19 protein-coding genes and 1 pseudogene are annotated in these 25,886 nt (G+C 46.2%); 14 read left to right on the forward strand and 6 right to left on the reverse strand.

Annotated elements, in window-relative coordinates; genetic code table 11:
• Window positions 1-103 precede the first annotated feature (103 nt).
• Window positions 104-619: a hypothetical protein gene (locus NST83_RS08790; RefSeq protein ID WP_342417906.1), complete on the forward strand. Its 516-nt coding sequence runs from the start codon at window positions 104-106 to the stop codon at window positions 617-619.
• A 35-nt stretch (window positions 620-654) separates the two neighbouring features.
• Complete coding sequence (locus NST83_RS08795; protein ID WP_342417337.1) at window positions 655-1,161, forward strand: GNAT family N-acetyltransferase; 507 nt, start codon at window positions 655-657, stop codon at window positions 1,159-1,161.
• A gap of 103 nt (window positions 1,162-1,264) precedes the next feature.
• On the opposite strand, the gene NST83_RS08800 is transcribed toward NST83_RS08795, so the two are convergent.
• Both NST83_RS08800 and NST83_RS08805 read right to left on the reverse strand, forming a co-directional pair.
• Window positions 1,265-1,702: an N-acetyltransferase gene (locus tag NST83_RS08800; RefSeq protein ID WP_342417338.1), complete on the reverse strand. Its 438-nt coding sequence runs from the start codon at window positions 1,700-1,702 to the stop codon at window positions 1,265-1,267.
• 755 nt (window positions 1,703-2,457) lie between these two features.
• The gene (locus tag NST83_RS08805) at window positions 2,458-2,826 is read right to left on the reverse strand and encodes a hypothetical protein (RefSeq protein WP_342417339.1); all 369 of its coding nucleotides are present in this window, start codon (window positions 2,824-2,826) and stop codon (window positions 2,458-2,460) included.
• A 62-nt stretch (window positions 2,827-2,888) separates the two neighbouring features.
• Between NST83_RS08805 and NST83_RS08810 the strand changes: the two genes are divergently transcribed.
• Window positions 2,889-4,628 carry an SGNH/GDSL hydrolase family protein gene (locus tag NST83_RS08810; RefSeq protein WP_342417340.1) on the forward strand — a complete coding sequence of 580 codons (1,740 nt, stop codon included), beginning with the start codon at window positions 2,889-2,891 and terminating at the stop codon, window positions 4,626-4,628.
• A 22-nt stretch (window positions 4,629-4,650) separates the two neighbouring features.
• Here the strand turns inward: NST83_RS08810 and NST83_RS08815 are convergent, their stop codons facing one another.
• Window positions 4,651-5,433, reverse strand: coding sequence for an AraC family transcriptional regulator (locus NST83_RS08815; RefSeq protein WP_342417341.1), 783 nt, complete (start codon window positions 5,431-5,433; stop codon window positions 4,651-4,653).
• A gap of 106 nt (window positions 5,434-5,539) precedes the next feature.
• On the opposite strand from NST83_RS08815, the gene NST83_RS08820 reads away from it, so the two are divergent.
• From NST83_RS08820 to NST83_RS08860, 9 genes are all read left to right on the forward strand, one after another.
• Complete coding sequence (locus tag NST83_RS08820; protein WP_342417342.1) at window positions 5,540-8,407, forward strand: glycosyl hydrolase 115 family protein; 2,868 nt, start codon at window positions 5,540-5,542, stop codon at window positions 8,405-8,407.
• 211 nt (window positions 8,408-8,618) lie between these two features.
• Window positions 8,619-10,145: a helix-turn-helix domain-containing protein gene (locus NST83_RS08825; RefSeq protein ID WP_342417343.1), complete on the forward strand. Its 1,527-nt coding sequence runs from the start codon at window positions 8,619-8,621 to the stop codon at window positions 10,143-10,145.
• Between the two features lie 49 nt (window positions 10,146-10,194).
• Window positions 10,195-12,018, forward strand: a complete 1,824-nt coding sequence (locus tag NST83_RS08830) for a sensor histidine kinase (protein ID WP_342417344.1) — start codon at window positions 10,195-10,197, stop codon at window positions 12,016-12,018.
• The gene (locus tag NST83_RS08835; RefSeq protein ID WP_342417345.1) at window positions 12,008-13,591 is read left to right on the forward strand and encodes a response regulator; all 1,584 of its coding nucleotides are present in this window, start codon (window positions 12,008-12,010) and stop codon (window positions 13,589-13,591) included. Before NST83_RS08830 ends, NST83_RS08835 begins: the two co-directional genes overlap by 11 nt.
• A gap of 69 nt (window positions 13,592-13,660) precedes the next feature.
• A complete protein-coding gene (locus tag NST83_RS08840) occupies window positions 13,661-15,346 on the forward strand; it encodes a sugar ABC transporter substrate-binding protein (RefSeq protein ID WP_342417346.1) in 1,686 nt (561 codons plus the stop codon).
• Between the two features lie 74 nt (window positions 15,347-15,420).
• The gene (locus NST83_RS08845; protein ID WP_137062815.1) at window positions 15,421-16,395 is read left to right on the forward strand and encodes an ABC transporter permease subunit; all 975 of its coding nucleotides are present in this window, start codon (window positions 15,421-15,423) and stop codon (window positions 16,393-16,395) included.
• 17 nt (window positions 16,396-16,412) lie between these two features.
• The gene (locus tag NST83_RS08850; protein WP_342417907.1) at window positions 16,413-17,348 is read left to right on the forward strand and encodes a carbohydrate ABC transporter permease; all 936 of its coding nucleotides are present in this window, start codon (window positions 16,413-16,415) and stop codon (window positions 17,346-17,348) included.
• Entirely contained in the window at window positions 17,349-18,908 is a 1,560-nt protein-coding gene (locus tag NST83_RS08855) for a glycoside hydrolase family 43 protein (protein WP_342417347.1), read from the forward strand.
• A gap of 40 nt (window positions 18,909-18,948) precedes the next feature.
• Window positions 18,949-19,974, forward strand: a complete 1,026-nt coding sequence (locus NST83_RS08860; protein ID WP_342417348.1) for an endo-1,4-beta-xylanase — start codon at window positions 18,949-18,951, stop codon at window positions 19,972-19,974.
• A gap of 444 nt (window positions 19,975-20,418) precedes the next feature.
• Here the strand turns inward: NST83_RS08860 and NST83_RS08865 are convergent, their stop codons facing one another.
• Together NST83_RS08865 and NST83_RS08870 are read right to left on the reverse strand one after the other, a co-directional pair.
• Window positions 20,419-20,826: a carbohydrate-binding protein gene (locus NST83_RS08865; RefSeq protein WP_252361750.1), complete on the reverse strand. Its 408-nt coding sequence runs from the start codon at window positions 20,824-20,826 to the stop codon at window positions 20,419-20,421.
• A gap of 6 nt (window positions 20,827-20,832) precedes the next feature.
• Window positions 20,833-22,092: pseudogene (locus tag NST83_RS08870) on the reverse strand (glycoside hydrolase family 30 beta sandwich domain-containing protein); the annotation flags it as partial.
• 860 nt (window positions 22,093-22,952) lie between these two features.
• Here NST83_RS08870 and fabV point away from each other — a divergent pair.
• Window positions 22,953-24,125: an enoyl-ACP reductase FabV gene (gene fabV, locus NST83_RS08875; protein WP_342417349.1), complete on the forward strand. Its 1,173-nt coding sequence runs from the start codon at window positions 22,953-22,955 to the stop codon at window positions 24,123-24,125.
• A gap of 155 nt (window positions 24,126-24,280) precedes the next feature.
• Here the strand turns inward: fabV and NST83_RS08880 are convergent, their stop codons facing one another.
• The gene (locus tag NST83_RS08880) at window positions 24,281-24,484 is read right to left on the reverse strand and encodes a hypothetical protein (protein ID WP_342417350.1); all 204 of its coding nucleotides are present in this window, start codon (window positions 24,482-24,484) and stop codon (window positions 24,281-24,283) included.
• A gap of 168 nt (window positions 24,485-24,652) precedes the next feature.
• Between NST83_RS08880 and NST83_RS08885 the strand changes: the two genes are divergently transcribed.
• The gene (locus tag NST83_RS08885; protein ID WP_137062515.1) at window positions 24,653-25,804 is read left to right on the forward strand and encodes a sn-glycerol-1-phosphate dehydrogenase; all 1,152 of its coding nucleotides are present in this window, start codon (window positions 24,653-24,655) and stop codon (window positions 25,802-25,804) included.
• The last annotated feature ends 82 nt before the right edge of the window (window positions 25,805-25,886 follow it).

Genomic DNA, 25,886 nt, shown 5'->3' on the forward strand with positions numbered 1-25,886 from the left:
ATTTCTTGGCGGCCAACATTTATGATATACTCATTGGATTGGAAACCTATTGGAGTGTTAAATGTATGAAGCATATGGAATGACAGGCAGAGGTGAATTGAACATGTTTGACCCGACGGTTTTTGATAATTTAAAAGTAGCTATGGAAAATGCAGTATATGATCTGGATAATCTGGATTCACGTATTGAAATCACGCAACGGATCGACCGATTGGAAATGTCCGTGATGTCGCGTGAGTTCGCTATACAGTTTAGGCTGACGGAACGACCCGGTGTGACGGCAGAAATTCGCTTGAATGCAGATTTAAACAACCTGGCTGCGGAAATTTTGGGAATTGAAGATCAAATCCCCGGATGCGTGCTGCTGCTCAGCTTCTATATGGAGATTCGTGAGATTGAAACACAGTGCAGTCAGATTGAAGATTTATTGACGCAAATTTGGAAGCCGGATCTTAGGCCGCTCCAAACGCTCAGTTTTGTTTACGGGGAGAAGGCAGCTACATACCAAAACAAGATTGATCTTCGATTTTCCAGACAAATTAATGAAGATCAGATGGAGGATATCCCGGAGCTATTGGAGCATATTTTGCTGACGCTTACGGAATTACACAAGGTATGAAATAACATAATCATTAAAGGAGCAGGGAATATAAAATGAATGAACTTGAATTCTCACAAGTGTATGCGATTATGGAAGCCTCTTTTCCTGAAACGGAATGTAGAATCTTTGCGTCGCAAAAGGCTCTGCTTACTCATCCTTCTTATCGCTTAATCACTGAAAAGGATGAGCAAGGGCATACGATCGCTTTTCTGGCAGGCTGGGAATTTACACATTTTCGGTTTGTAGAGCATATTGCGGTAGATCAGGCTATACGTGGTGGCGGGTTAGGTAAAAAGCTCATGAGCAGATTTATTTCACAGTCCGATAAACTGGTAGTGCTGGAGGTTGAGCCACCTGAGGATGAATGGACTCGGAGAAGAATTGGTTTTTATGAACGTTTGGGATTCCATCTCAACGATTTTGAGTATGTACAGCCACCTTTGAGGGCAGGGCAGACCGATCTGAGGCTTCAAATTATGAGCTATCCGTATGCGCTGACAGAGCAGGATTTTGCGCCGTTTAGACAAATTCTATATACCGAGGTTTACGGGCTGGAATGAGAGAATATATATATTAGCGCAGGTAAAATATAAAAGGCTCTGCTTTTACCGTATTTATACGGGAGCAGAGCCTTTGACTTCATTGAGATAATATAACTTAATGTTACATGTGCTTTGTCCAAACCATTATAAATTCCTTTTCACGGGTTGCTGGATCAACGGATTCCTCTTGAATGATAAAGCCATTTTTGGTATAAAAGTTAAATGCCTTCGTGTTGGACTGGTATACTTTCAATTGGATCTGATCATATTGCTTCTTAACCCAATCTAGTAGTAACTTGCCATACCCTTTTCGTTGGGAATCTACTCGTATAAACAAGGCCGCTAAATATCCATCTATCATAGAAACGAAGCCACCAATAGTGTGATCGTCCTGTATAATAACGTAGTTTTGAGCTAGAGGAAGGTATTTGTCTTCCATTTCGCCAACCTGTGATGTCCAATATTGTGGATCAATAAAATGATGGGCCTCTATGGAAGCTTCCAGCCATATAGTTGCTAAATCTTTAAACTCTTCCACATTCCCCGGTCGAATAGACATAGAATGACCTCTTTTCCCAGTATGTAATCTTGTTACGATAGTGTGGTGTTTAACATAAAAAAGACCGTCCGAGGACGGTCTTTTTACCCGTAGCGCTTAATTAAAGCTTTGATCCGTATCCCGCGCCTCCGTCAACTCTGTAAATTAGAGAATAACGGACCGGGTAAGGGATACGCTCAACATATAATTATTAATGTTGACGCACCTCCTTTCCTGATGTACCCATTTTACCATATATGGTCTGTGATATCCAGTGATTTTCTTGTATTTATAGTAATGATTCATAGATATTATAATATAAAATTGGCTTTATTTTATGTTCAATGGGAGATACAATCCTAATCAACTAGCTCCTAGATTTGTCCTTGTGGCGATTTAGGAGTTTTTTTTGCATAAGGGATTTACAATGTATTGCCCTATCACTTGAGCCGAAGAAATTTTTGAGCTGTATTCAAGATGAACATAGATGTTGGTGGTCGTGGAATAATGACTATTCCCAAACTGTACCCGACTTTAATAATTAATCTTTTATAAGGCTAATTCATATACTTGATTAGAAATAAAGTATTGATAAATAGGTATTATTTACCAATACTTTATATTCCAATCCCCTCAAGCCCCCTTTTTTTCTACAAATATTTAATTTTTACAAAGACGAAAAAGGATAAATATGCCATACTATGGATGAACAAGGTAGAATCTGCAAGATCGTAGATAAACATAATCCGAAAGAGGGGAGGTTATTGTTTAGAAATTCAAAGGTACTGTTTAATGATAATGGGAATTTGCAAATAAGCGATTTGGAAACAGCAGAATGGTCGGAGAATGCCATAGTTTATATTGAAAACGGTTGCAAAATTACCGCTGATTTCAAAGGCTCCTCCAGCAATGCCAGCCGCATCCGGCTTTTGCCAGATAGAAGCAACTGGTGGCGGACAAGGAGCAGAAGGGGGAAGCAGACAACTTGTAGAGCCTATGACTAAGGCTACGAGGAGCGCACTTTCATGCTGGAGCCGGTAAAGGGAATGTAGAAGGTTACGTTCATATTTTTGCCAGGCTCTAATTTCGACTTCGGTTGGTTCTGGTTTAGTTGATTGTACTCCAGGGAGTAATGGTGTGTTCAAACACGCTCCTCACCAGCAGCATTGTCCTTATCCAACAATAAAAAGTAAAAGGAGACATTTCCATGAATGACAGTTTTTCAGGACTTACGCAGCAGGATGAGATGGAAGGCCCCAAGGCGCCTAAAGACCCGGTGACAAGACGAAGTGGATTTTCCGTTATGTATGAAACCATGATCGAGGGAACCGCTCGGCCAGACGGAAGCTTTGCCCAGGAGATTTATTTGGAGGGGAGGCTGGCTGATAAGGCCAAGTATACGGGAGGAGTTGGAGATGAGGACATACTGGAGCTACTAACCAATTGCGAAGGCTTGCGCCGATTGGTCCATAGTATCGGGATTACCGTGAAGGCGCATAATCCGGAAGTAGCTGACGTTCGGTTTGTGTACCATAACTGGGGTAAAACCAGCAAGTACGAATCCGGCACCCGCCTTGAGCTTATTTGTCCGGCAGATGGCTCTGAAACTATGCTGGTTATGGAGGAATACGACTGGTCTTTGGATGATGATGTTCCAGGAAGCTTCGTCTTTCTCTTCGACCGGGTGGGAGAACTGGCTACAGTCAACATTACGTTCTACCTGCACGACGGGTTCCATGTTCCCGAAGTTTCCATGGAGGAACCGGTGGATTTCGATTCGCAAGCCTATCGCGAGATGATCGCTAAATCAATTTTGAATAAAGGCAATAACAAAAGGCTCAAGGCTGCAATTGAAAAGGCCAAAAGAGGAGAACAGGTGACTGTGGCCTATATTGGAGGCTCCATTACACAGGGGGCCGGGGCCGTTCCGATTCATGAAAATTGCTATGCATACCAGTCCTATGCTCTTTTTAAGCAAAAATTCGGCAAAGACGGTGGGGAATCGGTTCAACTGGTAAAAGCAGGCGTAGGCGGTACCCCATCGGAATTGGGTATTGTCCGCTATGACCGGGATGTGCTTCGGGGAGGAACGGTAGAGCCGGATATTGTGGTAATCGAATTTGCCGTGAATGACGCGGGTGATGAGACAAAGGGAAATTGTTATGAAAGCCTGACATTGAAGGCCTTGAACGCATCCAATAAACCTGCGGTTATTTTACTGTTTAGTGTGTTTGTCAATGACTGGAACCTGCAGGAACGGCTGTCACCTGTGGGCTGGCATTATGATCTTCCTATGGTCAGCGTAAAGGATGCTGTAGAGGGGCAGTTTCGGCTTTCCAAGGCAAGAGGAAATGTGATTTCCAAACGACAGTTTTTCTTTGACATCTACCATCCGGCCAATGCCGGGCACCGGGTAATGGCTGATTGTTTGGGATGGCTGTTCGACATAGCAGATGAGGCATCACTCGATCAGACGGATGTGGATACCAGTAAGCCTCCTGTCATTGGTTGTGATTTTGCCGAAACAAAGCTGCTTGATCGCAGTAATTCGGAGCAAATTGCCACAATCAATATGGGTAGTTTCACCGAAACTGATACAGACCTGCAAATGGTGGAAATGGATGATCACCCGTACAGCTCTCCCCAGTTTCCTTATAACTGGATGAATAATCCAGAAAATGGTGTCTCCGAATTTAAAATAACCATTTGTTGCAAACGTCTTATCCTGGTGTTCAAGGACTCGGGGAATAGCGATTTTGGATGCGCGGATATTTGGGTGGATGAAAAATATATCAAGACAGCCGATCCCCATGAGAACAATTGGACACATTGCAATGCCGTAATATTGTACAACGAGCAGGTGTCCAAGGAGCATACGGTGGTGATCCGCATGGCTCCCGGACATGAAACAAAACGCTTTACTATACTTGGATTCGGATATATTTAAGAATTTTTCTATTTCAAAGTTCCTATTTTTTTCTTACTGAGGATGGTGAGTAACCCCTCATCATTTTAAACAGATTGCTGAAATAAGAAATATCGTGAAAGCCGCAGCGCTCGGCTGTTTCCGAAACGTTGAAGTCGCCTGAGGACAACATCATCTCCGCATTGTTGATGCGGATGCGATTGAGGTATTCCTTGCAGGTTGAGCCGGTGGTTTCTTTGAACAGCTTGCCAAAGTAAACCGTATTTAGATTTGCCTGTTCAGCCAGGATGCCAACTGTTATATTGTCCGAATAGTGCTCGTTAATGTAGTAGGTTGCGTTTTTGATTCTCGGATCAATTGTGGTCGCTGATAGCAGGTGATAATCGGAGAGCAGTCGGTGAAGAATCAATTCAAACAATGCACGGGTCTCGAAGGTGTAGAGCGGCTTCCTGTTCATCCATGCTTGTTTGAATTCACGAATATAGTCAAGGATCTCTTTAGTAATCATTTTCTTGCTTACGTATTCCAATGGAAGATGGACGTCATTATGCGGAGCAGCCCAATGAAAGTTAAAGGGATAGCAATGCATGGGCAACTCCTTGAAGGTATGAGCTTCCCGGGTGCAGCCTTCCGGAATGTACAACAAATCGCCTGCTTCAACGATGACCTCTTCATCATTGATGTAATAGCAGGCTTTTCCGCTAATAACGAAGGTGAGATCATGAAAGTCTATTTTTGCTTTTCTAATCGACCAATCTGCAAAGCATTTGCGGTCTACAAACAGGAATACTTGGGGGATCAGATGCTCGTGATAAGCCAAATTCAAATAATCTCCTCCTCATATGATGAAAGCGGTATCTTTGTATGGCATGTCAGAAGCGCATAACCAAGGTAGATTATGAACTAGAAAATGAAACGAAGGTGCTGTGATTATGAACGATACAAAGCAATACTCAAAGGAAGCGGCCGTTCTCGTACAGAAGGGCAAGGCGACCCCCATATACACCGATGCGAAGGGAAACGACTATGACGGTATTCGGCGCGTCTCGTTATCACTGGTCAAGGACATTGAGCTGGTTACCACCGTTTTGCCCAAGCTGATTACAGACAGGGCGCAGTTAAGCGGGATCGCGGTCATCGTCGGCTCCGCCGGACATAATGATATCATTGATTCCCTGATTGCGGAATACAGGCTTGATGTTTCAGATTTGCAGAATCGCCGGGAGACCTATATGATCCGGGTTTTAGAGCGTCCATGCCCGGAATTGGATAAAGCCATTGTTATTGTGGGCAGTGATAAGCGGGGAACGCTGTATGGGCTGTACCATATTTCGGAACTGATTGGAGTCAGTCCCTGGGTGTATTGGGCCGATGTACATCCCCCGAGGCGGCAGGAACTGGTCTTTACCAAGGAACAATTGGAATACACTTCTAAAGAGCCCTCCATTCGTTACCGAGGTTTTTTCCTGAACGACGAATGGCCTTCACTGGGATCATGGTCGAGGGATCATTGCGGGGGTTTTAACGAAGGGATGTATGAGAAAATATTCGAACTATTGCTGCGGCTGAAGGGCAACTATCTATGGCCGGCCATGTGGAGCGCTGTTTTCAGCGAGGATGGGAAAAGTCATCCACTGGCTAATGCTGAGCTTGCCGAGGCATACGGCATTGTGATGGGTACCTCCCACCATGAGCCCATGTTTCGAGCCGGCGAGGAATGGAGAAAGATTAATCAATATTATGGGGATAGCTGCTTGTGGGATTATTGGGCTAATACAGAGGCCATTACGAAATTTTGGGAGGATGGTGTCATCCGTAATAAGCATTTGTCCAATATGATTACGCTGGGAATGCGCGGCGAACAGGATTCGGCTCTTGGTGGCACCCTGGAGCAGAATATTCAGCGGCTGAAGGACATCATTTTGACCCAGAAGGCTTTGTTACACAAGCATGGCCTGGACAATGCACCGCAAGCATTGACGATCTACAAGGAAGTGGAGACATTCTGGCATGGGACAGATACGGTTCAGGGTCTGAAGCATTGGGAGGTGTTGGATGATGTGACCATCATTTTGTCTGATGATAACTTCGGCAATATGCGGAAGCTTCCTGAAGCCCCGGATCGGAAACGCAAAGCTGGCTGGGGGATGTACTACCATTTTGATTACCATGGTGGCCCCCGGTCTTATGAATGGGTTAATACGGTTCCGCTTGAGAAAACATGGGAGCAGATGTCTCTGGCCTATGACTATGGAATCCGAGACCTCTGGATTGTGAATGTCGGCGACTTGAAGCCGATGGAACTGCCCATTTCCTATTTCATGGAGCTAGCCTATGATTTCGAGACCTGGGGAACAGGAAATCCCAATCGTACGAGAGAATTTTTGCAGACATGGACGGAGCGACAGTTTGGTCATGCTGCTGATGAAGAGACCACCGAGGGCATTGCTCGGGTTTTGGCGGACTATACAAAAATGAACGGGAGCCGCAAGCCGGAAGTGACCTATGCTGACACATACAGCTTGCTTCACTACAACGAAGCGCAGCGGGTGTTAGAGAAAGCGATCCGGTTGGAGAAGGACGCCAAGGCATATTATGAGCTTGTGCAAAAAGAGCAGAAGGATGCCTACTATCAGCTTGTGTATTATCCGGCCGTAGCATCGGCCAATGTGACCAAAATGCAGATATACGCGAGCTTAAATCACAAATATAGCGGATTCCAACCTCAGAGCGTTCTTGCCAATCATTATGCGGCTTTGGTGGAGGAAGCCATTGCCAAAGATGTACAAATGCAAGAGGACTACAATAACAAAATTTCCAGCGGCAAATGGGAGGGAATGATGTCCTCTGCCCATATCGGCTATGTAAACTGGAATGACGAAGGCTGGCAGTATCCAGAGTTCAAGTATATCGAGCCTAAGGAAAAAGCGATGATGATTGTTGATGTAGAAGGGACAGACGGAGGGTTTACCGCTGGAACGGTAGCGCTCCCGCCATTCACTAGCTTGCAAAAGGAACGCTACCGTATAACCGTCAGCAATGCCGGAAAACAAGCGTTTGCTTATCATCTGGAGACTGACGCCGACTGGATCAAGACTGATCCAACGCATGGAAGCGTTTTGACCGGGGAAACCATTGAGGTGCATGTCGATTGGGGACGGCTTGACGCATCGGCAACGGGGGAAATTATGATTGTCTGCGGCGATCAGACGGTAAAGGCAACGGTCGTCGCAGAGGTTGTACACACCGATAATTTGCCCGATCTGACCTTTGCTGAAGCACATGGTGTGATTGCAATTGAAGCAGAGCACACTTGTGGCCGGGAAGCTGCTGGGGAGCTTCGTTGGGAGATAATCAAGGGATATGGACGCTCCTTGTCCTCCATGAAGCTGTTCCCCACAACAGCTCTTTTTGAGCGGATCGAAGACGCTCCATATCTGGAATATCGTATCTGCACCGCGGAAGAACAGATCTATAGCTTAACGGTTTATGCGGCCCCGACTAATCCTCTGGGGGAGGGTAGACGGCTGAAATATGCGGTGGCTTTTGATGGTCATCAACCGGTTTTGACAGATATGCTGCCTCTGGAGTTTGCTGCGGGCGAATCCCGGCATTGGTCTGAGTCCGTTATGAATAATATCCATACTTCCACAACGCAGCATTCATTGACCGCCGGCATGCACACCCTACGATTGTATGTGCTGGATGCGGGTCTGGTGCTACAGAAGCTGGTCTTGTCCCGCGAGCCGCTTCTCTGCTCCTATTTTGGCCCCGAGGAGAGCTTCTGTAAGGAAGATTAGTATCAATACCTATTTCTTCGTAAGCGGTATTGCCGACAGGCATACCGGAAAATATACAGCTGATCGGCTAAATGCTCTGCATTAAACGGTGGGAACGCTAGGCCGGGGACACTTCTACCCGTGGGGCAAATTTGATATCTGAACCGTAAATTGTAATTGCGCTTTCATGTATACAAGGCAAGGTTCATTTAACGAAGGGGGCGAAGGATAGATGATGAATGTGCTGTTGGTAGACGATGAACCGTGGGTTCTTGAGGGCTTGCGCACAATTGTGAACTGGGACAAATATGGCTTCCGGGTCTGTGGAGAGGCCTCGAACGGCAGCGCCGCCTGGTCTCTGATAGAGCGGCTTCAGCCCGAACTGGTGTTTACCGATATTCAAATGCCTTCCGTCAGCGGTCTGGAGCTGATCGACCGCTCACAGCATAAGCTGGCAAAGCCGCCGCGGTTTGTCATATTGAGCGGGTACAATAACTTCGAGTATGCAGTGACGGCGCTTGACCAACGTGTCGATGATTATCTGCTCAAGCCGATTGACGAGGATGAGATCGAGGCGGTGTTGGACCAGATGAGTCGCAAGATTCGGGAAGAGACGGCCCAAGAGGAGCTCCGCCGCCGCGACCGATCCCTGTACGTCAATAGTCTGCTCAATCGGCTGATTCAGGGCGAGGCGGGCACCGAGCTTGAAAAAGAAGCCGCGGCCTTGTTGAATATCGGAAGCAGTGAGGAGATCGGCTGCCTGCTGGTTGAAACGGAAATGAGCGAAGAAGAGTTGAAGCGTCAGATACCGGAGCTTGCCGGGCCGGAACCGCCGGAGCTGTTCACGGATCCCGAAGGAAGAGTGGGGCTGGTCGCTTCCGGGAAACCGCACGCTGCAGATCGGCTTGAGGCTCTTGGGCGTCGGCTGTGTGAAGAGTGGCCGGGCGAGGCTCCCTCTCCCGCAATTGCGGCGCTGAGTTATGGTACGGGAGGGGCGTCCGCACTTCGGCCTATTTACGAAAAAGCGCTGGCAGCGCTCAAATGGAAGCGCTATCACAATGAGGGAGGCATTATCGCCTGCAACGAGCTTCCGCGGAACGAACGCATGAAGGGAGTGAACAAAGCGGCCCTGGCTTCCTTGATCGAACGGGTCTCCTCGGACAGTCCCGAAGAGATTGAGGCTGCGGCGGACGCCCTGCTTGCTGCACCGCCCCCCGGGCTACCGGATATCGAATATGTGCGGATTCAGCTGTCCGCCCTCGAAATGGGCATCTCCAAGAAGCTGAAGGAGCTGGGTGGAGACGCCGATGCCTTCATGCGGGGCATACAGGGAGAGTTCGGTACGCTGACGGAGACAACCACTTTTCCGGCTTTTCGCCGGTATGCCCTGGCGCTATGCCTGAGCGGAGCGGCTGCCCTCCGCGAGCAGCGTGAACGCAGCGAGTGCCGCACGATCTTCCGGGTGGTGCAGCATGTGGACCAGGAATTTCGGAAGAAGCTGCAGCTTCAGGAGCTTGCCCAGATGTTCCATATGAATCCTATCTATTTGGGACAGCTGTTCAAGCAGCAGACCGGCAAGTCGTTCCGGGAATATCTGAACGACAAGCGGGTTGAAGAGGCGAAGCGGCTTCTGCGACAAGGCCGGCTGAGCATCGCCGAAGTGGCGGCGAATTCCGGTTATCCCAACACTGATTATTTTATAAGCCAGTTCAAACGGATAACAGGGATAGCGCCGTCTGCTTTCAGACGGCGGGAATAGAGACGGCTCAGGCCGAAAGAATGTTCAATGGGAGATGGTGGTGGAAGCCATGATTAGAAAGTTCAGATTTCGCAGTATAGTGAACGATATCCCGCTGAATTACAAATTCATGCTGATTTATGTAATCGGCATTTTGCTGCCTATTGTCATAATCAATTATTTGTTTATGGACCGGATGTCCGGGCTGATCAAGGAGCGGGAAGAGCAGAATCTGCAAATCTCGTTGGAGCGGGCGAGAAAGGATATCCACGGCATGATTGATGGCGGAGTTGCGGTCAGTCATGCCCTGATTACAGATAAGCTGCTGTACGAGACCCTGGACCGTGATTATAAGGATTCGCTGGATTTCTATAATACGTTCAACGAACAGCTCCGTCATCGGGTCACATCCTATATTCCGGTGAACAATCAGATCCAGCGGATCGGCATTTACACGGACAATCCGACGATCGTGCCCGGCAGCGACTATTATTACTTGAATGAATCGGTTTTTGCCAGCCCCTGGTATCAGGAGTGGAAGTCGTTCAACGGAACCGTGCTGGTGTCTGCGTATCTGGACATGGGGGCCAAACCCCCCGCAACTGCCACGCCTTATCTCAGCGTCGTTGAGAAAATGGATAATTACGACGTCAACAACTCTTACCAGAAGCTGGTGCGGATCGATTTCGATCTCAGCCGCTTTTACGATGTCATCGCCCGCGAGCGGGATTACCTGGATCTCTATCTGGTTAACGACCAGAACGAGATCATCGTATCTATGGACAGCGGATACCAGCGCGAGAATACCCCCAGTTTTCCTTTGTTCAAAATGGATAATGAGGCGGACAACGATCTGCACACCTTGCCAATTGGTAACGCCAGCTATGTGCGAGGGTGGAAGCTGATCGGCGTGCCCCAGGGGACGCGCGTTAGCAAGGCTATGCTGGATATGCGGATTTATTTTAGTATACTGGTCGGCCTGATTACATTGTTTACCTCGGTGTTCATTTACGTCATGCTGCGCTCGTATAATCATCGAGTCAAGCGCCTGGCCCGGCACATGCAAAAGGTAAGGAACGAGAAGTTCGACTTGATCAAAATGGATGAGGGGCGTGACGAAATTGGGCATCTGATCCGCAACTTTAACATGATGACCTCTCAGATCCATTCTTTGATTAATAATGTGTATAAGCTGGAGATTCAGCAAAAAAGCCAGGAAGCCGAGCGCGTCCGAGCTGAGCTCAATCTGCTTCAGAGTCAGATGAATCCCCATTTCCTGTTCAATACGCTGAATGCGCTTCTTGTGGTCAGTACCAAAAACAATTACACAGATGTTAAAGACATTATCAAGGATTTATCGAAGCTACTCCGCCGCTTGCTGAACTGGAAGGACGATCTAGTGCTGCTGGAGGAAGAGATAAATTTTACCGTGATGTATCTCGGCATCGAGAAATTCCGCTTCCAGGACAAATTCGAGTATTCCATCGAGATCACCGAGGAAGTGCGTCACTACAAGATACCGAAGATGAGTATTCAACAACTCGCGGAGAATGCCTGCAAGTATGGAATACAGGCTATTGAGGGGCTTGGAGTTGTCAAAATCCGCGTCGAAGTAGCCGATGAGCAGTTGCGCGTGGTTGTATCGGATAATGGCAAAGGTATTGACGAGGAGCGTTTAAAGGAGGTTTTGTACAACATGCGCAGCGAAAAGGAGACTATAGGAGGTAATATCGGTATCCGTAATGTATACCGACGGCTGGAGTTGTACTACAACGACAGGGTTAGTTTTAACCTGACTAGCAAGGTGGGAGAAGGTACCGAGGTGTCCTTCGAAATTCCGATGCAGTTGTTGAAATGTCAGGATGGAGAAGGAGGGAAGGGGAATGGGGTTTAAAGTGCTGCTGATTGACGATGAGCCTTGGGCACTGGAGGGCATGCAGATTTGTATAGATTGGGGAGAGATGGGCTTTGAGGTGTGTGGTATCTGCGGCAACGGAATGGATGGTTTGAGGCTAATGGAGGAATTGAGCCCAGACCTGGTGATGGTGGATATCCATATGCCGATAATGGATGGTTTGGAAATGATAAAGCAATGGCGGCAAAGAGGGAATGTCTCCACGAAATTTATCATTCTTACCGGGTACAGCGAATTTGATTACGCTCGAAAGGCTCTCAAATACAGAGTCTCCCGGTATTTGCTGAAGCCTTTGGATGAGGAGCAGACTGAACTGGAGATTCGGGCAATCCAGCGCGAATTGTTGGAGGAACAGGAGCTCATTTACATCGGGCAGATTGCTCGTCGGGAAGAGGTGCTGCAGATGATTAAGGAGGCACTACTGGGCAAATCGATGTCCGCGGAGGGTAACGATTTCATGGAATCTGTGTCCCAATCCGCCGATTTATGGAATGTATGTCTGGTGCAAGCGCATCGGGACCAGTCCGGACGACTGGGCGAGTTTGCACTTGAATTACTCGATGACTTAGAGACAGTATATTTGGTGCATCTGTCCATGGAACATTTCGTCATTGTGTTCGGCGACTCGGCGTATCAAGGTGATGGGCTCAGTGCTGAGAAGACTATAGAAGCACTGGCCCGTCGCTTGGCGGGTTTTCGTGCCTTCATGGCTGTTGGTGCCCCGGTAGGCTCATTAACTGGCATTGGAACCGCCTACAAAACGGCGTCCAAGGCGCTGCTGCATGCGTTTTATGAGTCGGAAAATAATGGAATTATTCACTATGACATAATTAAAGACAGCGTGTTTCAACATTGCTACAATCAGGTGGAACTTTTGGAACGCATATTGGAGACATTTGAAATCATCGACTATGCTGGCTATCGGTCAATTGTCGATTCGATGGAGCAAATGTTTTGGGAGACGCGAGTGTATCCTGATGAGGTCCAAAAATTTGTCGTCTTTATCCTTCACGAAATCAGGGCGTATATGAGTGTGCATTTTGCCGATGACAGGGAGCCTTCCGACTATCTGTTCGATATTCCCAATATGGACGAGGCATTGCTGACCTTTGACGATATGATTGGGATACTACGCTCTTGTGGACAGGTTTGCTTTGAACTTCTTCTCAAACAGAGCATGATTGAGCCTCAGGGGATCGTGCAGGATATCAATGACTACATCCGTAGTTATTTCCGGGAAAGTCTGACCATTAAACAGCTGGCAGAGCAATTTTTTCTGCATCCTACCTATCTGGGACAATTGTTGATACGCAAAAACGGTATCGGGTTCAATGAATTGCTCCATGATCTGAGGATTGAAGAGGCAAGTCGCCTGCTTCGTATGAACCAATATAAAAATAGCGAGCTATCAGAAATGGTAGGATATACTAATTATAACCATTTTCTGAAGCAATTTGAGAAGCGCTTAGGTATGTCACCAAACGAATATAAGAAAATCAAAGCTTTTCATGTGAAAAGCTTTAATTCGAATATAGTTTCCGATCAGATATAAATTTAAACTAAAATTAATTAAATGTAAGGGCTTTCATTGTTGGTATTACAAAACTATCGGAGGTGTCTTATGGGGGACAGAAAAAAATCGTTACTTCGTATTGGAGCGGTAGCACTTTTGTCACTGAGCGTTGTTCTGTCTGGCTGCTCAATCAGCGGCAGCAGCAAAGGTGGAAATTCCAATGCGGACAATGTCAACAGCGGAGAGGTTGGAGCGGCAAGTCCAATTGAAATCTCAGTCTTCTTGAATGAAGCTGGACAGCAGCCGACAGCGGACAACAAGCTTTACAAAATGATGAAGGATGAGCTTGGTGTTACCTTCAAATTTGAATTTCTTGCGGGCGATAAGAACCAGAAGCTCGGCGTTATGATTGCTGGCGGGGACTACCCGGACCTGATCTCGGCAGACACAAAGCTGACCGCTGCGGGAGGCGTCATCCCGTTGGAAGATTTGATCGAGAAACATGCGCCTAATCTGAAGAAACACTATGCAAAGTATTGGAACCAAATGAAGGACCCTAATGATGGACATATTTACTATTTGCCAAACTATGGTGTCTATAATGGTGAAGTTGCTGATACCTATTACGGTGGTCCTGCCTTCTGGATTCAAAAGGCTGTCCTCAAGGAGTTCAACTATCCGACTCCTAAAACATTGGATGAATACTTCGATCTGATTAAAAAGTACAAAGATAAATATCCAACGATTGATGGCAGCCCGACCCTTGGTTTTGAAGTCCTGAACTATGACTGGAAAACCTGGGGATTGCTGAATCCTCCACAACATTTGATTGGTCATCCAAACGATGGCGGTGTAGTTGTAAACAAAGGCGTGGCAGAAATTTTTGCTGATAAAGATTACGCTAAGAAGTACTACCAGAAGCTGAATGAAATTAATGCTCAAGACTTACTCGATAAGGAAACGTTTACACAGAACTATGATCAGTACTTGGCGAAGTTGTCTAACGGTAATGTTCTGGGGATGTTCGATCAGCACTGGAACTTTCTCAAAGCTGAGGATTCACTGAAGACGCAGAAGAAGCTGGAGCGGACATATGTAGGCTTCCCTCTGGTATATGATTCCAGCATTAAGGATTACTATCGGGACCGTCCAGCGCTTAATCTGAATAATGGTTTTGGTATTACTGTTAACGCTAAGGATCCGGTAAAAATCCTCAAAGTACTCGATAAACTAATGGATGAAAAATGGCAAAAGCTATTTACTTGGGGTGTTGAAGGCGAGGATTATTATGTTAATAAGCAAGGTCGCTTTATGAAAACACCAGAGCAGCGTACTAACGCTGATGATGCTGCCTGGAAGCTCGCCAATAAGGCAGAAGCTTTATACAATACCGCACCGAAGCTGGAGGGTTATTTTAGCGATGGCAACGCCACCTCGGCAACCAATCAGCCTGAAGAGTATCAAGCAAGCTTGAAGCCTTACGATAAGGAAGTTCTAAAGGCATACGGGTTTAATAGCTACGTTGACTTCTTCAGTGCTCCTCCTGAGAACCCGGTCTATTACCCGGCTTGGTCCGCCGATATCGTGGATGGTTCTCCGGCCAAGATTGCCAGCACAAAGCTGAACGAGCTTTCTACAAAGTATCTGCCTAAAGCAATCCTGTCGAGTCCGTCTAGCTTCGACTCCGTATGGAACGAATACACCTCCGAGATTCATAAGCTTGACATCAAGGCCTATGAAGACAAAATAAACGAAGTGCTGAAGTGGAGAATTGAGAATTGGACTGCTAAATAGAACTATTTCTAAACCGGAAAGGGAGCACTCCTCCCTTTCCGAAAAATATAAGAATGGATAGGGAGTTTGATACTATGGAGGAGATTGCAATTGGCGCCAAGTCAGTTAAACAGGCAGACCCGAAGAAGAAACGCAGCGACAAACGCGTGACCTGGGCTATTATCAAGGATCAGAGACAACTTATCTATATGTCAGTTCCTCTGCTTGCTTATATAGTCTTATTTGCTTATGTGCCGATCTGGGGCTGGTCGATGGCATTTCAAGATTACAAGCCCGCACGAAGCTTTGATGAACAAACTTGGGTTGGCTTCAAGCATTTTAAGTTCCTGTTTACAGATGATAATTTTTTACGTGTCCTTCGTAATACACTTGCTATGAGTATGATCAACCTGATTTTTGGGTTTGTCACTGCCATTATTTTGGCATTGCTGCTTAATGAAATTAAAAAGATTATCTGGAAGAGAGCCGTTCAGACCATTTCGTATTTGCCACACTTTTTGTCATGGATTATCGTTACGGGAATTGTTGCCACTTCTCTTGCCTCTGACGGCATTGTCAACGAAATGTTGATGAAGCTGCATTTGGTTGATAAACCAATTTTATGGTTGAGTGAAGGAAAGTATTTTTGGGGAGTAGTGGGAGCCTCACACGTTTGGAAAGAAGTTGGCTGGAATACAATTATTTATTTGGCCGCCATAGCCTCTATTGATCCGGCTTTGTATGAAGCCGCTGATATTGACGGGGCCAACAGATATCAAAAAATGTGGAGCGTTACTTTGCCAGGCATTAAGCCAACTATTGTTATTCTGTTGATTATGTCAATTGGACATATTTTAGAAGCTGGTTTTGAAGTACAGTATTTGCTAGGCAACGGACTTGTTGTGGATTGGTCAGAAACGATTGATATTTTCGTTCTTAAATATGGTATTGCGCAAAGTAACTATTCCTTGGCCACTGCGGGAGGCATATTCAAGACCATTGTCAGTATTACAATGTTGCTGCTCGCAAACTGGACAGCAAAGCGGCTTGGGGAAGAGAGGTTATTATAGTGATGAAGAAAACTCAGATGTCTGGCCTAGAGAGTACAATTGCAATCTCCAGACGCCGTCCAGGAAGCAGGGGATTAGAGCCGTTTGTTTTCAACACACTTAATACAATATTTATGATTATCCTGGTCATTGTTACCTTATATCCGTTCCTAAATACAATTGTAGTGTCGTTTAATGCGGGGAACGACACGATCAGAGGCGGTCTCTATCTGTGGCCTCGGCAGTTCACGTTGCAGAATTATAAAGCGGTATTCGTTTCGGGCACTATTTATAATGCATTCCTGATTTCGGTTGCACGTACCGTGCTTTCGACCTTGCTGAATATTTTCTTGACCACAATGCTGGCTTATGCACTTAGTCGGCGGAATTTTGTGTTCCGCAAGCCTATTACTACAGTTTTTGTCCTGACCATGTATTTTAATGCAGGTTTGATTCCTGGCTACTTCTTGATGAAGGACCTGAATTTAATTAATAATTTCTTCGTATATGTACTGCCGTCAATGATCAGCGCATTTAACCTAATTGTTATCCGTACCTATATCTATACAATTCCAGAGAGCTTGGTGGAATCGGCTAAAATAGATGGGGCAGGGGATTTTAAGATTTTTTGGAGAATTATTTTACCGCTCTGTAAGCCTGTGCTGGCTACTATTGCGTTGTTTGTTGCGGTAGGTGCCTGGAACTCTTGGTTCGACGCTTTTTTGTATACCTCGTCCCAACAGGAACTGAGCACACTGCAATATGAGTTAATGAAGCTGCTCTCCTCTAGTATGAACGCCAACAGCAATCCATCAGTGTCCAATGGTGTTGGAATGCAAAATGCTACCCAGGTTACACCCATTTCAATTCGCGCTGCTGTCACTGTAGTAGCTTCTATTCCAATCCTGGTAGTGTATCCGTTCATGCAAAAATATTTTGTTGTTGGGCTTAACGTTGGGAGTGTGAAGGAATAAATGAATAATCAATTGGTATCGCAAACCATTCGTTACTCAAATCCCATACTTCCCGGCTTTTATCCTGATCCTAGCATTACTAGAGCGGGAGAATACTTTTATTTGATTTGCAGTTCGTTTGAATATTTTCCCGGTGTTCCTATCTTCCGGAGTCGGGATCTGATTCAATGGGAACAAGTGGGTCATGTGCTGAACCGGCCCAATCAGCTTGATCTGACGGATCGCAAGAGCTCTGACGGCATTTATGCACCATCAATTCGTTATTTCGAGGGCACCTTCTACATGATTACAACCGATGTAGGAGGGATCGGGAATTTTTATGTTACAGCGACCGATCCGGCCGGACCTTGGTCGAATCCGATCCATGTTCCTTACGGTGGGATTGATCCTTCACTGTTTTTTGACGATGACGGCAAGGTGTACGTCACCGCGCAGCAGGGAGCAGACTACGACTCCCATGCCATCCAGTATGAAATTAATATTGTGACTGGAGAAGCGCTTTCGGAGCCGCAGGTGGTTTGGTACGGTGATGGAGGTCCATGGACAGAAGGTCCTCATCTATACAAGATTAATGGAATGTATTATATGATGTCCGCCTCTGGCGGAACAGCGAAGGAACACAGGGAGATTATCGGACGGAGCAACAATCCTTATGGTCCGTTTGAACGTTATCCGGAGCCGATCCTGACGCATCGGGGGGTTGATCATCCGATTCAATATTTGGGCCATGCCGACCTGGTAGAAGATGTACAAGGGAATTGGTGGGCTGTTTTTCTCGGCGTTCGGTTGACTGAGGATGGTTACAGCGTACTTGGTCGTGAAACCTTTCTGGCTCCGGTCATCTGGAAGGACGAATGGCCGTATATCGACAATAACGAGGGCTGTGTCAAGCTGAAAATGTCGGTTGCGCGTCTGCCCGCAGCGACACCCAACGCTACGGGCGTCACTGTGGGCGAAGGCCGGGACGATTTTGCCGCAGACCATCTCGGACCCGAGTGGATCTTTGTGCGAAATCCGGCCGAGGGTAGTTATTCGCTAGATGAAGCTCCTGGGTCTTTGACATTGCATGGACAGGCGACTGGACTCGGGGATGCCGGCCGGATTACTTTTGCAGGCAAAAGACAGCAGCATAAGCAGGCAAGCTTCACCACTTGCATGTCGTTTGCGCCAACCGCTGAAGGTGAAGAGGCCGGATTATGTGCACGCCGGGATGAGGATGCCCATTATGAGATCGGGGTGTTGCGTTCTGGTAACCGCAACCGAGTCATGGTCCGTCTGACCATTCGCGGAGAATCCCAGATCGTCTATGGGGCTGAGACAGAATCGGAGCGAGTTTTGCTAAGAATTGAAGCGGCTGAGGATGAATATGCTCTTTCATATTCGGAGGATGGCGAGAACTGGTCCAGTATAGCTACAGGTCCGGCACGGGCGTTGTCTCCGGAGGATTTTGTGAATAAAATGTGCTTCACTGGGGTAGTCATTGGGCTGTACGCAACAGGAAATGGCCGCTTAAGTGGGGTACCTGCGCACTTCGATTGGTTTAAGTATCAGGCTAAGTAGCAGTAAGTGTTTGCCGATAGCCTGCACAAGGAGGAAAAGGATGAATTTATCGACTCGGCAAGAAGCTTCACTAAAAGAATTATACAAAAACGATTTCCAGATCGGAGCGGCGGTCAATCCTCTAACCATTGAGATTCAGAAATCGTTACTTGCTTACCACTTTAACAGTATTACAGCGGAAAATGAAATGAAGTTCTCAAGCTTGCATCCAGAGGAGGAGGTGTATACCTTCGAGAATGCCGACCGACTAGCTGCATTTGCCAAGGAGCATGGGATGGCAATGCGCGGTCACACCCTGGTCTGGCATAATCAAACGCCAGATTGGCTGTTTGAGAATGAACAAGGCGGTCCAGCGGATCGTGTCTTGCTGCTGGAGCGGCTCCGTTCGCATATCCAAACGGTAGTTGGACGGTATAAGGATACTGTATACTGCTGGGATGTGGTGAATGAGGTCATCTCGGACGAGGAGTCAGACAAGGAGGAGTTCCTTCGCCCGTCGAAATGGCTGGACATCGTCGGACCTGATTTTATCGCCAAGGCTTTTGAATATGCGCATGAAGCAGATCCTAAGGCTCTGCTATTCTACAACGACTATAATGAGTCCCATCCTTATAAGCGGGATCGTATCTATCGGCTGGTCAGGTCGCTGCTGGACCAGGGAGTGCCGATTCACGGCGTGGGTCTTCAGGCGCATTGGAATTTGTTCGATCCTTCCCTAAACGACATTCGCGCAGCCATCGAAAAATATGCAGAGCTGGGACTTCAGCTCCAGCTAACTGAACTGGATCTGTCAGTTTTTCGCTTTGATGACAGACGTACCGACCTGCTTCATCCTTCGGAGGAAATGCTGGAACGGCAAGCGGAGCTTTACGAAGCGGTTTTCCGTCTCCTGCGGGAATACCGCAACTGTATCAGTGCAGTCACATTCTGGGGGGCTGCCGACGATTATACCTGGCTGGACGGCTTTCCGGTCAGAGGCCGGAAGAACTGGCCTTTGTTATTCGATCAATCGCACCGTCCGAAGCTGGCTTATGAGCGTGTTGCTGCGCTGGTGATTCAGCCATAGTCAAGCCACTCAAATAGATGTACAAAGATAAAGTTCTCTGTCTTAATAGTTGAAATATTTAAGCTTTAATGCAATAGCTCCTGAATTTGTCCTTGTGGCGATCAGGAGCTTTTTTGATATCATCGGAAATTGGAATGTATTGCTCTTCACCTGAGCACTTGGCGGGGATCATTTTCCCAAAGCTCCTCCTTATACGAGAGGTGAGTGGTTGTAACGTTCCGGTTGTCCTACCTCTTGTTGCAGTTGTAGTAAACAATTCCATTTAATTGGAAGAGGATTTAGGCGTGCTGAATATCCGGATAAGCTCTAAACAGCTTTGAATCAGGCGTAGAACAATGTAGAAACAAGGACTGGTTAGGTCTTTGTAGACAATATCCTTTTGAGAAAAAGAGAACCCGAGTCTTGGAAAAGACCCGGGTTCTTGAGTTTTTCGCCTGAATGCACCTACTCGGCTGAGACGCTTATACTTTCTATATTCGGTCCTTCCGCACCGGTAGTTACCACTTTAAAAGTATTGTTTCCGCTATTCATAGGTACCTGAATCGTTTTTTCGCCCCAGGTTGCCCAGCTACCGGTTGCTGTAAAGGCAGCATCGCTGATCACTTTCGTTCCGTTAACATAAACATCTAGATTTCGAGCCCCTGACTCCAGTGCATATCGGAATTTCACATTTTTAGTTCCAGAAACAGCGCAGTAGATTCTATTCCACTGTACGGTTGCATTTGTTGCAGCATTAAAGTTGACATATTGGATAGTGTCATCACCCGAATAGGTGGCTTCTACTACGGAGTGGGTCAATGTTGTATCCGCTTCCCCTCCATAAGTCGTGTTGCTGATGGTCTTGCCACCCAATTCACCTACAAAAGTTGTAACACTTTGGGCAGGGAGCTGGGCTGTAAAGGCACCGCCAGACAGATTAATGGCCGATCCTGCTGCCAGATTTCTGCTGCCGTCCGTTACCCATGAAGATACTCTCGATGCAGTCCCGTTCTGTAGGGCGAACCTTTGGTTTACTGCTGAAGTACCTCGATTAATTGCAACAATAACTACCTTGTTGTCACCTTTATATGCAGAGGTGTAGATGTTTGTATTTGGATTCTTCGTTGCATCTACTCGTACATATCCGGGACGAACAAATTTCGAGAAATGAGCCATATTATAACCACGTTTGCTTATTGTACCGTCCTCATTCATAGGACCGTATTGTCTACGAATGTACCACCATACATATGTCTGAAAATCTCCCTCTACCATAGCATTGTGCATATGATATGAAACATCCAATGCCTCGGGCCAGCGATCTGCCGAGTTATTGTCGCTATTTGGATAGTATACTTCCGTCATCCAAAGCTCTTTTCCCGCTCCTTTTTGTTTGAAAAGAGGATAAAGGAAATCACTAAATTTAGTACCATAAGTATGAGCACCAAGAATATCCATATTAGCAAGAGCCTGCGGATCGTTTAGAATTGGGTCTGACATATTTTTTAAGTATGAAAATGACTCAGGAGCGATAACTCTGCAGTTAATAGATCCAGCATTTTCTTTCATAAAACGAAGCATTTCTTGTGGAGTCCACCATGTCCAAGTATGTGCATAATCAGGTTCATTTTGAACGGAGATAGCATACAGATCCACGCCATTATTCTTCATGTAAGAAACGAAATCGTTAAGATGCTGCGCATATGCAGCGTACTTATCGTATTTAAGGCGTTTTGCTTTTGTATCACCTTCATGATTAAAGGTCTCAGTCATGTCACTTGGAGGATTCCATGGTGAAGCAAAAACGATTCCTCCGCTTTGAATTGCACGTTTTGCAGTTGGTATTTCTTTGTACCAGTTATTTTTATTGTCGTCTACATAAATTCTTAACACTGAAAAACCTAACTGATTATTTCCATTACCAAAAGCTGTTTCTCTTTGAGATGCTGTCAAATCTCCAATCCAAGCCGGATGGTTTATTCCTCCAAAACCGCGAATCACCTGTTTTTGTGCCGATAAGTTAATGGTTACATCACTTGCTGCTGAAACTTCTGCAGGTGCTGACATGCTGAACATGAGCGGCAGTGCAGTTACAAATGCCAATAATACGCAAATTGATTTTTTTACACGTGAAATCATTCTTTCATCTCCTAATAAAAATAATAATTTCCTAATCCTGTAGCTGTGGAAATATAATTTCTATTTTACGAATGTTCAAACGATCAGTCTATTCTGATCACCCCCTTTCGTATTGTGGAGCACAGGGTCACCCATTTCTTACCTTGTTTCATTGAAGTCCCCCATAAATGAGGTTTCGCTTGGAACTTATCCTACAAGATCAGCCCTCAAAGGACAGGTTTAGTCCAAGGGCAGCAAATAATAATAGTTAAAATAGATCTTTAATCATTGAGAGCGCTTTATAATTGATATAAAAGCACTTTAATCACAATCTCATCTGGATGTTGGATATTGAAGGGAATGGTCTTTATTTCCGAAAGGAAGCGTTTATTCGGTCTGATTGCGTAAAATCCTGGGGGCTTACTAATAAGGAGAATTGCTACTGTTCTGGTTGTTTTGCCCGAGATAACGTTCTAGCTCTTAAACACGAGTGGTGAGGCATTGAATTTAGTCTATTAAACAGATAATAAACTGTTATTTCATCTTATTTATATCATGAATTTGTTTTTTTGTGAATTTTTTTATTCACTAAAAATTATGATTATACACATATTTCGGTTTTTTTGTTAGGAGTATAAAGAGGCTCTTCGACATCTGCTGAACACCTAAATGGTTACGCCTGTTAATGACGGGCGAATTCATTATTACGGCTTGCATGGTAGTGCTATTGTCTCATAATATAATGAGATGCTAATTTTGTTGTTAGTGATATTTCATATGCTGTAGTCTAGGTTGAGCCGCAAGCTGATTTACTATATAGTTATGACTGGACAACGATTCCATCCATATTAAATGAATGCCAAAATAGGGGGACCCTTGCAATGATTATTAAACCGAAAATCCGTGGTTTCATATGTACGACTGCACATCCTGTAGGATGTGCGGCTCATGTTAATACTCAGATCAACTACATCAAAAACAGCACATCACTACAAGGAGCTAAAAAGGTACTTGTCATTGGGGCATCTACTGGATATGGGCTGGCTTCTCGTATTGCTGCGAGCTTCGGTATGGGAGCGGACACCATAGGTGTATCTTATGAACGTCCCGCATCAGAGGGGCGCACGGCTTCAGCAGGCTGGTATAATACCGTAGCCTTTGAAAGAGCAGCCAGAGCGGCTGGCTACATAGCAGAAAGCATTAATGGAGACGCTTTTTCCCATGAAATCAAGCAGGAGACGTTGAAACTGGTTAAGGAAAAGCTGGGTAAGGTAGATCTGATTGTGTATAGTGTTGCCTCACCACGACGGACGCATCCCGATACGGGTGAAACCTTCAACTCCGTTCTCAAGCCCATCGGGCAGCCCTTTTCTGATAAAACGGTGAATACCAATACTGGTGTCGTATCGGAGATTACGCTGGAACCGGCTACAGAGGAGGAAATCGAAAATACGATAACGGTAATGGGGGGCGAAGATTGGTCCTTATGGCTAAAAGCGCTGGAAGAAGCTGATCTGCTGGCTGAAGGGGTAACCACACTGGCTTACTCGTATATTGGTCCAGAGATCACAGAGGCCATTTACCGTAAAGGAACCATTGGCCAAGCCAAAAATGACTTGGAGGCCACAGCGCATACCTTAACGAAGCAACTGGAGCGTTATGATGGAAAAGCCTACGTTTCTGTAAATAAAGCTTTGGTTACACAGTCCAGCTCGGCTATTCCAGTTGTACCTCTGTATATTTCTTTGCTGTTTAAGGTTATGAAGGAAAAGGGTTTGCATGAGGGCTGTATCGAGCAAGCGCAGCGTCTGTTCGGGAAGCTATATAGTGGAGCGACAGTGGAAACCGATGAGGAAGGGCGCATTCGTCTGGACAACTGGGAAATGAGAGCCGATGTGCAGCAGGCTGTCCAAGAGGCTTGGTCCGGAATCACTACAGAAAATGTGTCTGAACGGGGCGACCTTGAACAATATCGTCTCGATTTCCTTCAGTTGTTTGGATTCGGGTTTGATGAAATTGATTATGAATTGGATGTAAATCCAGATATTCAGTAGCATCGTAGTCGATCCGAATTGTATGGCAAACATAATAAAAACGGGCTTTACAAGCGAAATAAATCGCTTGTGAGGCCCGCTTTTTTATATCAGGATTTTGAAAAATCCCTCATATGCTAGGCAAATGTATAGTGCTCTCATTTCAGTAGCTGAGACTATCGGGGATCTGACGTAGATACCGATTTGTGATGAAGCAGACGAAAAACAGCGATGGTAATCATGATCCCGGCAACGCCGAAGACAGCAACGGAGGTTAGAGCCTGGTAGGCTTGCCAGCCGAATAAAAAAGCAATACCACTGCCAAAGGTTGTGCCTGCCAGTAAACCGAGTGCGCAAGCGATGTCTGTTCTGAATTTCATAAGCATTTTTCCTTTCGGAATCAGTATTTGCAAAGCAACTTGTACTTTTCATCTGGACTTGGACAGGAACTTGTGCGTACAATTAAATAGAAATCGTTTTCAAAGAGAATCTTTTTAACAGTATGGATCATTCTTGTGCAAATTATTCCTTTTCTGGAGGTAGATGAAATGAATATGAATGAGCAGATCAAGCAGTGGAACGAAGAGGCACAAGCGAACAACACCGATCACCCTTATCGAAAGGTAGAATTGTTTATTGAGGTGCGTGATGGAGCACTTGAAGCCGTCGTCCCTTATTTGAAGCAACAGAATTACCATCATGTGACGCTGGTAGAGGATGAATACACTTCTGCGGCGGCAGGGAAAAAGGTGACGCAACGGATACGTGATGCAGGTTTGGTGGTCGATGTGGTTCGGTTGCCTCCCAATGCTGTGGGGGATGTGATTGCAGATGAAGGCTATATCGTAAAGGTGTTGTTGGGCGTGGCAGATGAGAGTCAGGCTGTACTGGCCGTAGGCTCCGGCACTATTCATGATCTGGTTCGCTTCGCATGCTATAAAATGAATCGTCCGTTTCTGTCGGTGCCGACGGCCGCTTCTGTGGATGGATTCACATCGGCAGGCGCGCCGTTGATTGTGGGCGGCAGCAAGCAGACATTCCAGGCTGTTCCGCCGGAAGCGATCTTTGCTGATCTATCCGTACTGGCGAATGCGCCACAAGCGATGACTGCCGCAGGCTTTGGCGATATGCTCGGCAAATTCACCTCATTAGCCGATTGGCAGGTGTCCAGAGATTTGGGGGGCGAGCCCTATTCGCCTCTAGCTAACCGAATCACGGAAGAGGCGCTGCGGGCCTGTGTAGAGCATGTTGATGAGATTGCGGCGGGTAGCCAGGCAGGTGTCGAAGTGCTGATGAACGCGCTGATCGCATCAGGCATTTCCATGCTGATGATTGATCATTCCCGTCCAGCATCGGGGGGAGAGCACCACATTTCTCACCGAATTGAAATGGATTTTATTGCAGAGGGGCGCAAGCAAGTTTTGCATGGTGCCAAAGTGGGCGTAGCTTCAACTTTACTGGCGGACTTGTACAGGGACCTGGCTGCGAGCCAAGCTGTGGATGCTTTGGAGGTATATCGAACCTTGCCAACGTCAGAGCAGATGCGTGCATGGCTGACTCAGGTCGGCGGTCCATCTACGATTGCCGAGCTGGGCGTAAGCGAGGAGCAGCTTGCGCGTGCACTTCGTACGGCTCATACTCTGCGTAATCGCTATACAGGGCTCAAGTATATGAACGATCATCAATTGCTTCGCTCATAAAATGCACATTTACAGAAGCGATATTTATACAGGATAACTAAGCACTTGTAACATGGAAGGGATTAGCGAATGGGTTTACGCC

The organism is Paenibacillus sp. FSL R10-2782 (assembly GCF_038592985.1).
Lineage (GTDB): Bacteria > Bacillota > Bacilli > Paenibacillales > Paenibacillaceae > Paenibacillus > Paenibacillus terrae_C.